This window comes from Streptosporangium pseudovulgare (genome assembly GCF_014648055.1).
Classification (GTDB): domain Bacteria; phylum Actinomycetota; class Actinomycetes; order Streptosporangiales; family Streptosporangiaceae; genus Streptosporangium; species Streptosporangium pseudovulgare.
Genome location: NZ_BMQJ01000001.1, coordinates 302,853 through 316,863, shown reverse-complemented (window position 1 = coordinate 316,863; position 14,011 = coordinate 302,853). Strand labels below are relative to the sequence as shown.

Below are 14,011 nucleotides of genomic sequence, written 5' to 3'. Positions count from 1 at the left end.
ACGGTGCGGGACGGCGGCGGACGCCGGGCGGTGACGCGGTGACGATCAGGATCGCCGGCTACAACGTGCGCTCCATGAAGGACGACACCGCCGCGCTGAGCCGGGTGATCGCCGCACTCCGCGCCGACGTGCTCTGCGTGCAGGAGGCGCCCCGCTTCCTGCGCTGGCGGCGCAGGCGCCGGGAGCTGGCCTCCTCCGGAGGGCTGACACCGGCCGCCGGCCGCCGCTCCGGAGGGGTGGCCGTCCTCGTCGGCCCGGACGTGCGGGTGCTGCACGGCACAGGGCACCACCTGCGGTGGTTCCCCGGCCTGGAGCGGCGCGCGGTCGCGATCGCCGTGGTGGAGGCGCGCGGGCAGCGGCTGGCGGTCGGCTCGGTCCACCTCGACCTCGACCGGGGCGCCCGCCTGTACCACGCGGTCGAGGCGCTGGCCCTGCTGCGCGCGACGGCCAGCCGCTTCGACGCCCTGCCGGTGCTCGCCGGGGACCTCAACGAGCAGTCCCACGAGCCGACCTGGCGCTACCTCGCCGGGCGGCTGACCGACTGCCACCCCGTCTCGCCGCGCGGCGACGGCCTCACCTTCCCGGCGCGCGGGCCGCGGCTGCGCATCGACGCGATCTTCGCCGCCGGTGACCTGCGGGTCGTGTCCTGCGGCGGGGGCGAGGCCGACCCCGCCGACCTGGTGGCGGCCACCGACCACCTTCCGGTGGTCGCGGAGCTGAGCCGTACGGCCGGCCGGAGCGGCTGAGCCCCTCCCCGGCGCCCCGGACGGGGGAGCGGCGCACGTGATCCCCTCGGGCCCCGTACCATTTGGTGCATGACCCGTCGCCTTCCGCGGCGTGCGCTGGCGCTGTGCGCGGGAGGCATGCTCCTGTTGTCCTCGCACCCGCCCGCCGCACTCGCCGAGCCCGCCGACCCGCCCTCGGCCGGGGGCGTCTGGCAGACGCCGACCAGCGCCCGCCTGAGCAGTGACGGGTCGCTGTCCGACGTGGTCGGGCTCTCGGCGAGCAGCGCCTGGGCCGTGGGCCAGCAGAGCGTCTGGGACATCTGGCAGAGTCGCGGGGCGATCGCCCACTGGGACGGCTCGGCCTGGAGCGAGGTCGGCGTCCGCAACGACCCCACCGGAGCCGGCGTCCTGCGCTCGATCGCCGCGGCCTCCCCGACGGAGCTGTGGGCCGTCGGCGAGGGCCACGACGGCCTGCCGTACCTGGCGCGGGGGGACGGCACGGGCTTCGACCGGTTCGCCGTCGACGAGCTGCGCGTGGGCGACTGGCTGGGCGGGGTGGCCGCGGGCGGCGGCCGGATGGTCTCGGTCGGCCGCCGCGGCAAGCAGCCGATGATCCTCACGGTGACCTCCGCCAAGCGGAAGGTCACCAAGCTCAAGAACGAGGGCACGCTGTACGGCGTGGCGCTCTCCGGCAAGGACGACGGCTGGGCGGTGGGCGACGACGGCGACGGGCCGCTGCTCGCCCGGCTCTCCGACGGGCGGTGGAAGACCGTCAAGGCCCCCGACATCCCCGACGGTTACCTCCGCGACATCCACATCGACGGGCCGAAGCGGGCGCTGGCGGTCGGCGGCGTCTACCGGGGGGAGTCCGGCGAGGCCGGCCCGCTGATCCTGTCGTGGAACGGCAAGAAGTGGTCCCGGGTGCGCGTGCGCGGCGACCGGATGAACCTGTACGGGGTCACCGGCGACCACAAGGGGCACTTCTGGATCTCCGGCGTGGACCTGAAGCGGCCGGGGGAGGCGTTCCTGCTGCGCTACGACGGCCGCACGATCAAGTCCGTGCACGGCGCCCCGGCCGAGTCCCGGCGCACCGTCCGGCTCCAGTCGGTCGCCTACCTCCCCAAGGACGGCGGCGTGCTGGCCGTGGGCCACGTCGTGGACCCCAAGGGCCGCTACACCGACGTGATCGAGCGGTTCGGCGTCCCGGAGCGGGCCAAGTCCTGACCGCTCCGGGCCCGCCCGGCCGAGCTTTCCCGCCCGGCCGCCGTTCCCCCGGCCGCGGCCGTTCTCCGGCCGCCGTCGTCCGGCCGGCGCCGTACCGTGATGTCCCGGCCGCGCCGGGTCAGACCACGGCGCCGTCGTCCCAGCCGGAATCGCTGGGCGGGCCGTCGCCCATCCGCACCACCAGCGCCACGAAGCCGCCGATGAACGCGGCGACCGCGGTGAAGAGCACCCAGCCGGGCAGGCTCCAGTCGAGGGCGGCGCTGAGCAGCAGGTAGGCGGGACCGCCGAACAGGCCGAGCCAGGCGATCTTCGTGGTGGCGTCGGTCTTGGGCAGCGGGGGCGGCGGCGGGGGCACGTAGTGGCCCTCGTCGTCCGGGTCCTCCCGGTTCTCCCGGTCCTCCTGGCCGTCGCCGCCGGGAGCGTCGCCGTCGCCGTATTCGGCCTCGGCGAGGAGTTCCTCGTCCGAGCGCTTGACCACCCGCCGGGAAGGCTCCGCCGGGAGGTTCTCGCTGTCCGGCCACGGCTGATCCGCCGAGTCGCGCTCGGCGGTGTCGTTGAAGGACGCGACGATCTGACGCCAGACCTCGTCCTCATCGCTCTGCGGTGTCACTTAGCTGGGCCCGTTACTCATCGGGCGGCCTCTTTCTCCCGGAAACCGCACATCCCCCACCCGCGTTCAACTTCCCTGCAAGGGTACAGAGGCGTTCGTGTCGATGAACTCCAGGCTCCTCGCAAAGATCTGTTCGGCGTCGTTGTCGAGCGTCGCGACGTGATAGCTGTCGCGGAGTTCCACCACATCGAGATTCCCCCTCGTCAGCCTCTCACGCAGAATACGTACACTGGTCGGTTTCACCACATGGTCCTGCGGACTGTGGAAGACCAGCACCGGCTGGGTGATCCTTCCCAGGTCGGCCTGGGTCAGGGCCCACAGCCGGGGGAGGGTGGCGGCGGCCTTGACCGGCGTGCGCGTGTACCCCAGTTCGGACACCCCCTCCTTCTTGATGTCCCCGGCCACTCCCGGCACGGAGGAGACCACCAGCCGCAGCAGCGGCGCGAGCCTCAGCAGTGGGACGTCGTTGGCCACCGAAGGGTTGACGACCACCACGCCCCTGATCCCCTCGCCGTGCACCTCGGCCAGCCGCAGCGCCAGGCAGCCGCCCAGCGACAGGCCCATCACGAACACCTCGGCGCAGTCGGCCCGCAGCCGGGCCAGTGCCTTGTCCAGTTCGGCGTACCAGTCCTCCCAGCGGGTGTGGCTCATCTCCTGCCAGGTGGTGCCGTGGCCCGGCAGCCGGGGCAGCGACACGGTCAGACCGGCCGCGGCGAGATATTCGCCCCAGGGGCGCAGCGACTGGGGCGAACCGGTGAAACCATGACAGAGCAGCACGCCGATCTGCCCACCTCTGTGGTGGTACGGTTCCGCACCAGGCATGACTGGCATCGCAGCTCCTTGTCAGGTCCGCCCGATCGTCGCACGAGTGGACCGTGTTTTGCGAGGGGTGGATTTGGGTGGTTTCGCGGTGTAGTTGGCTGAGTCCGAAAGTGCGAAGATAACTCCAGTTCCACGCCTGTCAACCGAAGGAGCCCCGCGTGTTCTACTGGGTGCTGAAGGCCATCCTCTGGCCCTTCCTCCATCTCATCTTCCGCCCCTGGGCGGAAGGGGTGGAGAACGTACCCGTCGAAGGGCCGGTGATCCTGGCCGGCAACCACCTGTCGTTCGCCGACCACTTCTTCGGGGCGCTGCCCCTGCCACGCAAGGTGATCTCCCTCGGCAAGTCCGACTACTTCACCGGCAGCGGCCTCAAGGGGCTCGCCAGCAAGGCGTTCTTCAGCGGCGTGGGCACCGTCCCGATCGACCGCTCCGGCGGCAAGGCCAGCGAGGCGGCGCTGCGCACCGGCAAGCGCATCCTCTCCGAGGGGCACGTGCTCGCGATCTACCCGGAGGGCACCCGTACCCACGACGGCCGCCTCTACAAGGGCAAGACCGGTGTGGCCCGCCTGGCGCTGGAGTCCCGCGTGCCGGTCGTCCCGTGGGTGATGGTCAACACCTTCGAGATGATGCCCCCCGGCCGCCCGCTGCCCAAGCTGGGCATCCGCCCGGGGGTGAGGTTCGGCAAGCCGCTCGACTTCTCCCGCTACTACGGGATGGAGGAGGACCACCTCGTCCTGCGGGCCGTCACCGACGAGATCATGTACGCGCTGATGGAGCTCTCCGGCCAGGAGTACGTCGACAAGTACGCCGCCACCGCCAAGGCCGAGGCGGCCCGCGCCGCCAAGGACACCGCCCGTGCCGCCAAGGAGGCGGCGAAGGAGGCCGCCCGCGCGGCCAAGGAGGCCAAGGCGGCCAAGAGCGCCAAGGACCCCGGGCACGACTAGGACCTCCGTCCGGTGACTCCTCGCCGTGACGGGAGCGGCCCCGGACGGCCGCCGGGGAGGGCCCGGGAGTGGAGGAAGCCCGCCGGGCGGACCCTAAGCTGGCTGTCATGGCCGCCGAGCCCATCGATCCCGACGTCGATCTCACCGACGAACGCCAGCGGGGCGAACTGAGCCGCTCGCACCACGTCGTCCTGGCGTTCGTCGCCGTCGGCGGTGCCGCCGGAGCGACGGCCCGGTACGGCGCCGGCCTGCTGTGGCCCACCCCGGACGGCTCCTTCCCGTGGACCACACTGGGCGTCAACGCGGTCGGCTGCCTGCTGATCGGCGTCCTCATGGCGGTCCTGGCCGCCGCGCCGGCGGCACCGGCCTGGGTCCGGCCGTTCCTGGGCACCGGGGTGCTGGGCGGGTTCACCACCTTCTCCACCTTCTCCGTGGACATCCAGGGCCTGCTGCTCGGCGGGCGGTCCGGCGTCGCCCTCGCCTACCTCGCGGCCACCCCCGTGGCGGCCCTGATCGCGGTGACCGCCGGGTCGCGTGTCACCCGCAGGCTCCTGCCCGGAGCCGGTTCGGGGAGCGAGGCCGGAAGCGGTGCCGGAGCCGGAAGCGGTGCCGGAGCGGCGGAGCGGCGGACGCCGTCGGAGGCGCGGAGGACGCGGGAGGCGGAGAGGGCGCGGGGATCAGGGGGAGCCGGGGAGGGGCCGGGGAGGCCGAGGACCGGCGGGAGGTCGCGATGAGCTGGCTGCTGGTGCTGCTCGGGGGCGCCCTCGGCGCGCCCCTGCGCTACCTCACCGACCGCGCCGTCCAGGCCCGCCACGCCACGGCCTTCCCCTGGGGCACCCTCGTCGTCAACATGGCCGGCTCGCTGATGCTGGGCGCGCTGACCGGGGCGGTGCTGTCCGGGGCCGTGGGCACCGGCCCGCAGTTGCTGCTCGGCGCCGGCCTCTGCGGCGCGCTGACGACCTACTCGACGTTCTCCTACGAGACGCTGCGGCTGGCCGAGAGCGGGTCCAGGACGCTCGCCGCCGCCAACGTCGCCGCCTCGGTCGCCGCCGGCCTGGGCGCGGCGACCGTCGGCTTCGCGCTGGCCCGCGCCTTCACCGGCTGACCGCCGCCGCCATTTCCGCCCGGCCTCCCGACGGCCGCCGATCCGGCTTCCCGTACGGGCTCCGGTCCGGTCTTCCGTACGGGAGACCGGACCGGCGGCCCCGCCGCGCTCAGCGGCCGTCCGGCAGCTTCCGCGCCACCCTCAGGTGCTCGGTCACCTGGGCGGACTCGCCGCCCTCGTGCCCGTTGAAGTGCCAGACCCGGATGTCCTTCGGGCCCGCGTAGTGGTTGTAGGCCGCGAACACCGTGGACGGCGGGGTGACGCCGTCGCGCAGCCCCACCGAGAAGAGCGCCGGGGTGGTGTTGCGGGCCGCGAAGTTCACGCCGTCGAAGTGGTCGAGGGTGGCGAACACCTGGTCGAAGCGGTGGCGGTGCGACTTCAGGAAGCGCCCGAGCTCGGCGTAGGGGTCCTCGTCGGTGATCACGGCGGCGTGGCGGATGTGGGACATGAACGGCACGTCGATGAAGGCGAACAGCAGGTCCGGGACCATCGAGCTGACCGCCATCGCGATGGCGCCGCCCTGGCTGCCGCCCGAGACGACCACGCGGGAGGGGTCCACCAGGGGGTGGGTCCGGGCGGCCTCGACGGCCCGGACCCCGTCGGTGTACAGGCGCCGGTAGTAGTAGTCGTCCGGGTCGAGCACTCCGTGGGTGAGCTTGCCGCTCACCTCCGGGCCGGTGCCGCCCACCGGGTCGGGGGTGTCGCCGACGCGCCAGCCGCCGCCCTGCCCGCGCGAGTCCATCACGAAGATCGCCCAGCCGGCCGCGGGCCAGGTCAGCCAGTCGTGCGGCAGGCCCCGGCCGCCGCCGTAGCCGATGTACTGCACCACGCACGGCAGCGGCCCCTCGGCCGCGGCCGGAGCGAGCAGCCAGCCCCGGATCTCGTGCCCGCCGAAACCCGCGTAGCGGACGTCGAAGACGCGCACCAGCGCGAGATCGGTCTCCACCTCGGTGAAGACCGCGCCCAGGTCGTGGGCGCGGGTCTCGGCCAGGGTGCGCTCCCAGAAGGCGTCGAACCCCTCGGGCTCGTGACGGTCGGGGCGGTACTCCAGCAGCTGGGCCAGCGGCATGTCGACGAACAAGAGGTCTCCCGGGATCGGGGCGTGCGCGGAGGCCGGGAGGACCCGGCCGGTGCCGCGCCGTACCGGCGGTACGAAACGGTATTGTTGGGGTTATTGTCGCGATTGGCCGCCGTTTGCGCCAGGGATGGGCGGCTTCCCCGGAACCGCCCGGGAGGGCCCGCCGCTCATCCGGTCCTCAGGTGCCGCCGGATCTGGCGGATGTGCTCCGGCGTGGTACGGCAGCAGCCGCCGATGAAGTTCGAGCCGGCGGCGTGCCACTCGGCCGCCGCGGCGCCGAACTCGACCGGGTCGGCCAGGCCGAGCCAGCGGCGGCCCGCCGGGTCCCAGGTCTCACCGGAGTTGGGGTAGACGATCACGGGCTTGCCCTGGATCTGCCCGATGAGGCTGTTGACGTGCCGCGGCGCCGTGCAGTTCACGCCGACCGTGATCACCTGCGGGGTGCCGGCGAACAGCGCGGCGGCCTCCTTGAGCGGGGTGCCGTCGTTGATGTGCTCGCCGTCCCGGCAGGAGAAGCTCACCCATCCCCGCATCCGGGGGGTCTCGGCGAACAGCCGGGCCAGCGCCCTGGCCTCCGTGTAGGAGGGGATGGTCTCGCAGGCCATCAGGTCGGCGCCGCTGCCGGCGAGGATGTGCCAGCGGTCCCGGTGCCAGTCGGCCAGACCGTCCTCGTCGAGGTCGTAGTCACCGGTGTACTCGGCGCCGTTGGCGAGGGAGGCCCCGTACGGTCCCACGCTCGCCGCCACGGTGCCCTCGCCGTACTGGTCGCGGGCCTCCATGGCCAGGCGAACGGACAGCAGGATCAGGTTCTCGGCTTCGGCGGCGCTCAGCCCGCGGCGCATGAACGCCGGGACGCTGGCCTGGTAACTCGACGTGATCGCGACGTTGGCTCCGGCGCGGAAGTAGTCGAGATGCGCCCGCCGGATCACCGAAGGGTCCTCCACCAGCAGTTTCGCCGACCAGAGCTCGTCCTTGAGGTCCGCGCCGAGCGTCTCCAGATGTGTGGCCAGTCCGCCGTCCAGAATCACCATCTCGCCACCCTAAGGCACCGGAGGCGACGTCCCGCCGTCCGGAAGATCTTCGGAAAGGGCCCGCCCGGGCCGGGAGGACAGCATTCCCGCCACCCCGCGGATAACTGGGGGCGGAGGTAATAAATCCATGTGATCGACGTGGGTTTACCGCGGACCGGCCACCCGCCCGTCCGGCGGCCGGTCCGCGACGCCGCGCCGTACGCCGGGCCGCGCCGTACGGCGGGTCCGGGCGTAGGCGGACCGGCCCGCGAGGCCGGGGCGGGGTGGGGCGGACCGGTCCGCCCCACCGGTCAGAGCCGGCGCAGGGCCTCGGTGAGGCTCGACAGGCCCACCGGGCCCAGCTCCAGCGCCGCGGTGTGCCAGCGCCGCAGGTCGAAGCCGGCGCCCAGCCGCTGCCGGGCCTCCTCACGGGCGGCCAGCCAGGCACGCTCGCCGAGCTTGTAGGAGGGGGCCTGCGCGGGCCAGCCGAAGTAGCGGACCACCTCGTTGTGCACCCGGTGCGGCTCGCAGCGGCCGCGGTCCCGCAGCACCTCGCACGCCCGCTCGAAGGTCCACCGGGAGCCGTCGGGCAGCGGCAGGTCCAGGTGGACGCCGAGGTCGATGACGACCCGGGCCGCCCGCAGGGCCGACCCGGCCAGCATGCCCAGCCGGGTGCCCGGTTCGTCGAACCAGCCCAGCTCGTCGGCCAGCCGCTCGGCGTACAGCGCCCAGCCCTCGCCGTGCCCGCTCACCCAGGAGGCCAGGCCGAAGCGCGACAGGCCGTCGCCGACCACCCGCGTGGTGCCGATCTGGAGGTGGTGGCCCGGGACCCCCTCGTGGAAGACGGTGGTCAGCTCGTTCCAGACCTCGAACCGGTCCCGTCCCGGGGTCACGGGCCAGTTGGTGCGACCAGGCCGGGACAGGTCCTCGCTGGGGCTCATGTAGGAGGCCGCGCCCGCGCTGGCGTCGAAGGACAGCACGACGTCCACCCGGCGCAGCGGCTCGGCGATGTCGAAGTGGGTGCCGTGCAGTTGCTCGATCGCCCGGTCGTGGCGCTCCTGCAGCCATTCCCGGTAGGCGTCCCGGCCCTCGACGTAGTAGGTCTCGTTGAGGATCGCGGTCGCCTCCTCCACCGAGGCGCCCGGCCGCACCCGGTCGGCCTCGGCGGCCAGCTCGGCCTCGATGCGGGCCAGTTCGGCCCAGCCCCACTCGTATGCGTCGACCAGGTCGATGTCGGCGCCGAGCTGGAGGCGCGAGTGCACGGCGTACCGCTCGGCGCCGACCCCGTCGGCCTCGCTCGCCCGGGGCGCGTACTCCTCGCGCAGGTAGCGGGCGGCCTCGGCGTAGCCCGCGTGCGCGGCGGCGGCGCTCTCGGCGAGCTCGTCCCGGAGCGGACCGTCGCCGTAGGCGTCCACCAGGGACCCGTGCGTGCGGTCCTCCGCGAAACGCGCGGCCTGGACCGCGGCCTCCAGCGCCTGCCGGCGCGCGGCCCGCAGCCCCTGGTCCAGACCCGTGGAGAGGCTCGTCTGCCAGCCCCGGAGCATGCCGGGGATGGCCGCGAGCCGCGTCGCGACGTCGCGCCACTCGTCCTCGGTGCGGTGCGGCAGCAGGTCGGTGCTCTCCCACAGCTCGCAGACCAGCCCGAACGGCGCGCACACCGCGCGGAGGTGCTCGCCGGTCTCGTGCAGGGCCAGCTCGGCCTCCAGCCGTTCCCGCAGGTGGGCGGCGGCCCGCACGTCGGCCTCGCCGAGCGGCTCCAGGGAGGAGAGCCTGGACAGGGTCTCCTTCATCAGCGACGCGCGGGCGGCGTGGCCCTCCGGGCTGTAGTCGGTGGCCGGGGCGAACGGGACGTCCACGCCTTCCATGCCGGCGTGGACCGGGTCGAGGGCCGCCGAGCGGGTCACATACTCATCGCAAAGCGCAAAAATCGGGCTGGTCACCCCGGCACTGTAACCCACCGGTCAGCCGGGGAGCCCGGCGTTTTCCGGGCGGCCGGGCACCCGGCCCGGCCGTCCGGAGGGACCGTTTCTCAGCGCTTCCAGAACGGCCGGCGCCGGCCGGGCCCATCGGAGTCCCCGGAGCCGCCGGTCCCGCCCGGCCCGCCCGACTCACCCGGTTTACCCGGCTCACCCGGCCCGCCGGATCCGGCGGAGTCACGGAGGGCGGACAGAACCTCGACGGCCCGGCGCCACAGCGCGTCCGGGTCGCCGCCGGCCTGCAGCTCCTCGGCCAGGGCCGCGAGCCCGGTGTGGCCGCCCAGGTACGCGGCGAGGGCGGCGAGGCGGCTGCCCAGGTCGTCCAGGTAGCGCAGCTTCGCCGCCGCCGGGAGGGACTCCGCGGCGCGCAGCCGCTCCAGCTCCTCGCCGAGCCTGACCCGCAACGTCTCCGACGGCCGGGCCGTACCGGACACCCGCGTGGCCGGCGCCTTCGCCGCGCGGGCGAAGCCCGGGGCGGACGCGAAGGCCGGGGCGGGGCCGCCGAACTCCGGGGAAGGGCCGGACGGGGCCGGGCCGCCGGGCGCCGGCATCGGCCCGGTGACCGCGACCGGCATCATGGGCATCGCGGCCTGCATCATCGCCATCGGCGCGCCGCCCGATCCCGCCCAGCCGGAGGGCGGTTCCACCGGCTGGATCACGTGGTGCTCCGGGCCGCCCTCGGCGACGACCCTGGAGTCGACCGCGACGAAGGCGGTGAACCGGCAGAGCACGCCGTACCCGAGGGAGGTCGCCACGATCTCCTCCTCCAGGGATCGGTCCCCGGCGGCGTAGCGGTCCTCCAGCTCGCGCAGCCGGGCGCGCGCCCAGATCGCCCGCACGGCCGGGTTGCTCCCCCGGACGCCGGTGACCCTGCGCTCCCACGGCCGCCCGGCGGCGTCCAGTCCCCGGACGGTCAGCGCTCCGGCCGCGTCCCCCCGGTACCGGCCGTGGACGGTCAGCGGCACGCCGTGGTGGATCGAGCCGAGGCGGCCGGTCGTGTCCGGGACGAGGCTCAGCCCGTCGGCCTCGAGGGACAGGTCGGTGACCAGCGGGGCGGCGATCCTGCGGTGGATGTGCTCCATCGCCTCGTCCAGCCGGTCCTCCGACTCCACCAGCTCGCAGCGGCCCGCGCCGAGCCCGGCCAGCCTGCCGAGGAACCCGGCGTTGACCGCGCGGTCGATGCCGACCGTGTGCACCCGCGCCCCCGCCAGCCCGCCGCCGATCCGCTCCAGGATCTGGTCCTCGTTGCCGACCTGACCGTCGGTCACCAGGACCAGGACGCGGTCGGCCGGACCGGCGGCGTTGGCAGAACCGACGGCACCGGCCGGACCGGCGGGGCCGCCGGAGGGCGCGGAACCGGCGGAGGGTACGGCGCCGGCCGTCCGGGCGGGGTCCCCGGGCGCTCCGGGGCGTCCGGGGGACACGGGACCCGGGCGGCCGTTCAGCAGCGCGACGGCCTCCTCCAGCGGGGCCAGCATCTCGGTGCCGCCGCGCGCCTCCAGCCGGGCCAGGTGCTCGACCGCCCGGTAGCGGTTGCGGTCGGTCGCCTCCACCAGTCCCTCGCCCAGCCCGGCCGGCCGTTCCACCACGTGGTCGAAGGACAGCACGGCGAACCGGTCGCCGTCGGTGAGGGTGTCGACGATGCGCGCGGCGGCCCGCCGGGCGGCGACCATCTTCCAGCCGCCCATGCTGCCCGAGCGGTCGAGGACGAGCACGACGTCCTTGGAACCGGTCGCGGCGGGCGCGGGACCGGGCACGACGGTCAGCGCGAACGTCCCCCCGGCCGGTTCGGTCGTGCCGGAAGGCGTTCCGCCCGTACCGGGAACCTGCCCGGCCGCCTCGGCGCCCGTCCCGTCCGCTCCGGCGGACGGTTCGCGCGCTCCGCCGGCCGATCCGGCCGGGTCGGGGACCAGCGTCAGGGAGGTCGAGGCGTCGAAGGCCAGGCGCAGGACGAAGTCGCGGTCCAGCCGCTCGCCGGGCCGCAGGCCGACCGTCACGCCCTCCGCGCCGTCCTCCTGGAGGACCGCGTGCAGGCTGGAGCGGATCTCCCGCAGCTCCAGCCCGGCCGGATCGACGGTGACCGCGAGCGAGAGCCGTACCGGGGCCGGGAAACCGGGCAGCAGCACCGGGGGAGTGATCCGGGAGGCGTCCGGGACCGCGTCGGTGTCCGGTGACCGGCCGTCGCCGGCCCGCTCGCCGTCGAGCGGGGCGCCGGGGATGTAGCGCGGGGCCACGACCAGCGGGAAGCGGAAGGTCGCGGCTCCGTCCTCGTACGGCAGCGGCTGGCTGAGCGTCAGGCGTACGGTGACCCGCTCGCCGGGCACGATGTTGCCGACCCTGATGGTGAAGACGTCGGGCCGGTCCTCCTCGGCGATCGCGGCCCGCCTGCCCTCGGCGAGGGCCCGGTCGTAGTCGGCCCTGGCCTGCCCCCGCTCCTTGAGGATCCCCTCGACGACCCGGCCGTCCGCCTCCATCCGGAAGGCGGTGACGGCGGCCCGGTCGGGCAGTGGGAAGACGTAGGTGGCCTCCAGCGCCACGTCGTGCGGGTTGCGGAAGACCTGGGTCACCTCGGCCCCGGCGACCAGCCCGGACACCGCGGCGGTGACGTCCACGCTCTCCAGCGGCAGGTTGCCGCGTTCGGTGGCGAGCGCGCCCAGCCCGGCGTCCGGGACCGGCGCGTACTCCTCCGGGCTGAGCGTTCCTATCGAGCTGATCATCGCTGCTCTCCTTCCGGAGGGATGAGGTCGTGTTCACGCAGGACCGCGAGGAGCGCCCGGGACGCGGCGCCGATCGCGGTGAGGTCGTCCGGGGAGGGCGCGCGGCCGCCGTCGAGCAGCAGCGTCACGCCCGGTGCGAGCCGTACGCCGTGGACGGTCACGGCCGGCGGCGGCGCGGTGGATGTGGATGCGGGGGCAGGCGGTGCGGCCTCCGGGAGGGGTGCGGGTCGCGCCCCGGCCGGGTGAGGCGCACGCCGGAGGGATCGCCCGGTGGCCCCGGGCGCCGCCGGGCGCGGGGGAGGGGCGGGCGCGGCTCCGGTCGCGGCGGGCGGCGTGGCCCAGAAGCGCGGGCGCGCGGCGCGCGGCGCGGCCGGTGGCTCGGCGGACGGCCCGGCGGGTGACCCCGCGGACGGCTCGGGGATGTCGGCGATCGCCTCCAGTGTCCGGTCGGTGGCTCCGGCCAGCTCGGCCTGGATCTCGGCGATGGTCCGGCCCTCGGCCTGGCGCCGCTTGACGGCGACGAGCTGGAGCAGGTGGCGCCTGCCGTACAGGGCGACGCGGCCCCGGCGGGTCAGGGGCGGGTCGAGGAGCCCGATCGTGGCGTACCACCGGATGAGGCGCTCGTTGGGCACGTCCCTGACGCGCCCGCTGAGCTGGGCGGTGGGACCCAGCAGGGCCGTCGCCTGCTCGGCCAGTTCGCCGATCGTCCACTCCATGCTTCCACAGTGACACTGTCAATGTGACACTGTCAACATAAGGAGCCGTTCGGTGGGTATGGGCGTTTGGGACATAGAAGGACATAAGACGAGAACGGGGAGATATCTCATGTCCACGATCACCAGCCCGCTCACTCCCGAGAACAAGAAGGTCATCGGCGAGACTCTCCAGGGGTCGCTCGTCGACCTGCTGAACCTCTCGCTCCTGGGCAAGCAGGCGCACTGGAACGTGATCGGCCACAACTTCCGCTCCCTGCACCTGCAGCTCGACGAGATCGTCGCGGCCGCCCGGGAGCACGCCGACACCGTCGCCGAACGCGCGGTGGCGCTGGGATGCAACCCCGACGGCCGGCCGTCCACGCTGGCCAACACGAACGAGCTGCCGCAGCTGGAAGCGGGCTACATCAACGACGGCAAGGTCGTCGCCGCGATGACGGACATCCTCGGGTCCATCATCCGCCGGATGCGGGAGCGCGTCGCCGCCACCGAGAAGCCGGACCCGGTGACCCAGGACATCCTCATCGAGATCACCCAGGACCTGGAGAAGCACCACTGGATGCTGGAGGCCCAGCGCTAGGTTCGCCGCGCCGCGCCGGATCCGCCCGGCGCGTCCCCGGCGCTCCGGCCCCGATCGGGGCCGGAGCGCGCTCCCGGGCGCTCCGGCCGCCATGACGACCGGAGCGCCGTTCCCCGCGGTCGATCCGCTGTTGGATCATCAGGCAGTGGCCGGTCGCCTGACCCTTCAGCGATCCGTGGCTCTGGGATGAGCGGGGCTGGCATAGGTGATCCAAGCTGTGCGGGTGGTGTCGTCGATCAGATACCAGACACGTCCACCGCCCGTCACCTCGTACTGCCACTGGTCCAGAACCCGTCCCTTGAAGGAGACGGTGGCCAGATCATGGTGGAGCGGATGATGGCGATGGCTCGGCGTGGGTCGGGGATCGGCGGAAATCTCGTCCCAGGCCCGCCGGGTGTTGCCCGGAGCCTGCTTGCACAGCATCTCCCAGTCGTCTGCGGCCTGGGAGTTCTCAAACCGCAGGGTCCATTCGCCCCCACGAGGTGGAGGGGCCGCCCGGTCGCCACG

At 74.0% G+C, this 14,011-nt stretch carries 13 protein-coding genes and 1 pseudogene; 6 read left to right on the top strand and 8 right to left on the bottom strand.

Features of this window, described 5'->3' with window-relative positions:
- Window positions 1-38 precede the first annotated feature (38 nt).
- Both IEZ10_RS01260 and IEZ10_RS01255 read left to right on the top strand, forming a co-directional pair.
- Window positions 39-746 carry an endonuclease/exonuclease/phosphatase family protein gene (locus tag IEZ10_RS01260; RefSeq protein ID WP_189244565.1) on the top strand — a complete coding sequence of 236 codons (708 nt, stop codon included), beginning with the start codon at window positions 39-41 and terminating at the stop codon, window positions 744-746.
- Window positions 747-815: 69 nt separating this feature from the next.
- Window positions 816-1,949: a hypothetical protein gene (locus tag IEZ10_RS01255; protein WP_189244564.1), complete on the top strand. Its 1,134-nt coding sequence runs from the start codon at window positions 816-818 to the stop codon at window positions 1,947-1,949.
- 118 nt (window positions 1,950-2,067) lie between these two features.
- On the opposite strand, the gene IEZ10_RS01250 is transcribed toward IEZ10_RS01255, so the two are convergent.
- Window positions 2,068-2,559, bottom strand: a complete 492-nt coding sequence (locus tag IEZ10_RS01250) for a DMT family transporter (RefSeq protein ID WP_189244563.1) — start codon at window positions 2,557-2,559, stop codon at window positions 2,068-2,070.
- Window positions 2,560-2,625: 66 nt separating this feature from the next.
- On the bottom strand, window positions 2,626-3,390 hold the full coding sequence (locus IEZ10_RS01245; protein ID WP_189244562.1) for an alpha/beta hydrolase: 765 nt from the start codon (window positions 3,388-3,390) through the stop codon (window positions 2,626-2,628).
- A gap of 149 nt (window positions 3,391-3,539) precedes the next feature.
- Between IEZ10_RS01245 and IEZ10_RS01240 the strand changes: the two genes are divergently transcribed.
- The 3 genes and pseudogenes from IEZ10_RS01240 to IEZ10_RS01230 form a co-directional block, all read left to right on the top strand.
- The gene (locus IEZ10_RS01240; protein ID WP_189244561.1) at window positions 3,540-4,325 is read left to right on the top strand and encodes a lysophospholipid acyltransferase family protein; all 786 of its coding nucleotides are present in this window, start codon (window positions 3,540-3,542) and stop codon (window positions 4,323-4,325) included.
- 107 nt (window positions 4,326-4,432) lie between these two features.
- A complete protein-coding gene (locus IEZ10_RS01235; protein ID WP_189244560.1) occupies window positions 4,433-5,059 on the top strand; it encodes a fluoride efflux transporter FluC in 627 nt (208 codons plus the stop codon).
- Window positions 5,056-5,346 (top strand): annotated as a pseudogene (locus IEZ10_RS01230) (fluoride efflux transporter FluC); the annotation flags it as partial. The gene IEZ10_RS01235 and the pseudogene IEZ10_RS01230, both read left to right, overlap by 4 nt.
- A gap of 193 nt (window positions 5,347-5,539) precedes the next feature.
- Here the strand turns inward: IEZ10_RS01230 and IEZ10_RS01225 are convergent.
- From IEZ10_RS01225 to IEZ10_RS01200, 5 genes are all read right to left on the bottom strand, one after another.
- Window positions 5,540-6,511: an acetylxylan esterase gene (locus IEZ10_RS01225; RefSeq protein ID WP_189244558.1), complete on the bottom strand. Its 972-nt coding sequence runs from the start codon at window positions 6,509-6,511 to the stop codon at window positions 5,540-5,542.
- Between the two features lie 164 nt (window positions 6,512-6,675).
- Window positions 6,676-7,539, bottom strand: a complete 864-nt coding sequence (gene mmuM, locus IEZ10_RS01220; RefSeq protein ID WP_189244557.1) for a homocysteine S-methyltransferase — start codon at window positions 7,537-7,539, stop codon at window positions 6,676-6,678.
- A gap of 290 nt (window positions 7,540-7,829) precedes the next feature.
- On the bottom strand, window positions 7,830-9,422 hold the full coding sequence (locus IEZ10_RS01215; protein WP_229810828.1) for a DUF885 domain-containing protein: 1,593 nt from the start codon (window positions 9,420-9,422) through the stop codon (window positions 7,830-7,832).
- A gap of 125 nt (window positions 9,423-9,547) precedes the next feature.
- Window positions 9,548-12,211 carry a VIT domain-containing protein gene (locus IEZ10_RS38580; protein ID WP_229810827.1) on the bottom strand — a complete coding sequence of 888 codons (2,664 nt, stop codon included), beginning with the start codon at window positions 12,209-12,211 and terminating at the stop codon, window positions 9,548-9,550.
- Window positions 12,208-12,927, bottom strand: coding sequence for a MerR family transcriptional regulator (locus IEZ10_RS01200; RefSeq protein ID WP_189244555.1), 720 nt, complete (start codon window positions 12,925-12,927; stop codon window positions 12,208-12,210). Before IEZ10_RS01200 ends, IEZ10_RS38580 begins: the two co-directional genes overlap by 4 nt.
- Window positions 12,928-13,036: 109 nt before the next feature.
- On the opposite strand from IEZ10_RS01200, the gene IEZ10_RS01195 reads away from it, so the two are divergent.
- Window positions 13,037-13,504, top strand: a complete 468-nt coding sequence (locus IEZ10_RS01195) for a Dps family protein (protein ID WP_189244554.1) — start codon at window positions 13,037-13,039, stop codon at window positions 13,502-13,504.
- A gap of 165 nt (window positions 13,505-13,669) precedes the next feature.
- On the opposite strand, the gene IEZ10_RS01190 is transcribed toward IEZ10_RS01195, so the two are convergent.
- A complete protein-coding gene (locus tag IEZ10_RS01190) occupies window positions 13,670-13,927 on the bottom strand; it encodes a hypothetical protein (protein ID WP_229810826.1) in 258 nt (85 codons plus the stop codon).
- Window positions 13,928-14,011 lie beyond the last annotated feature (84 nt).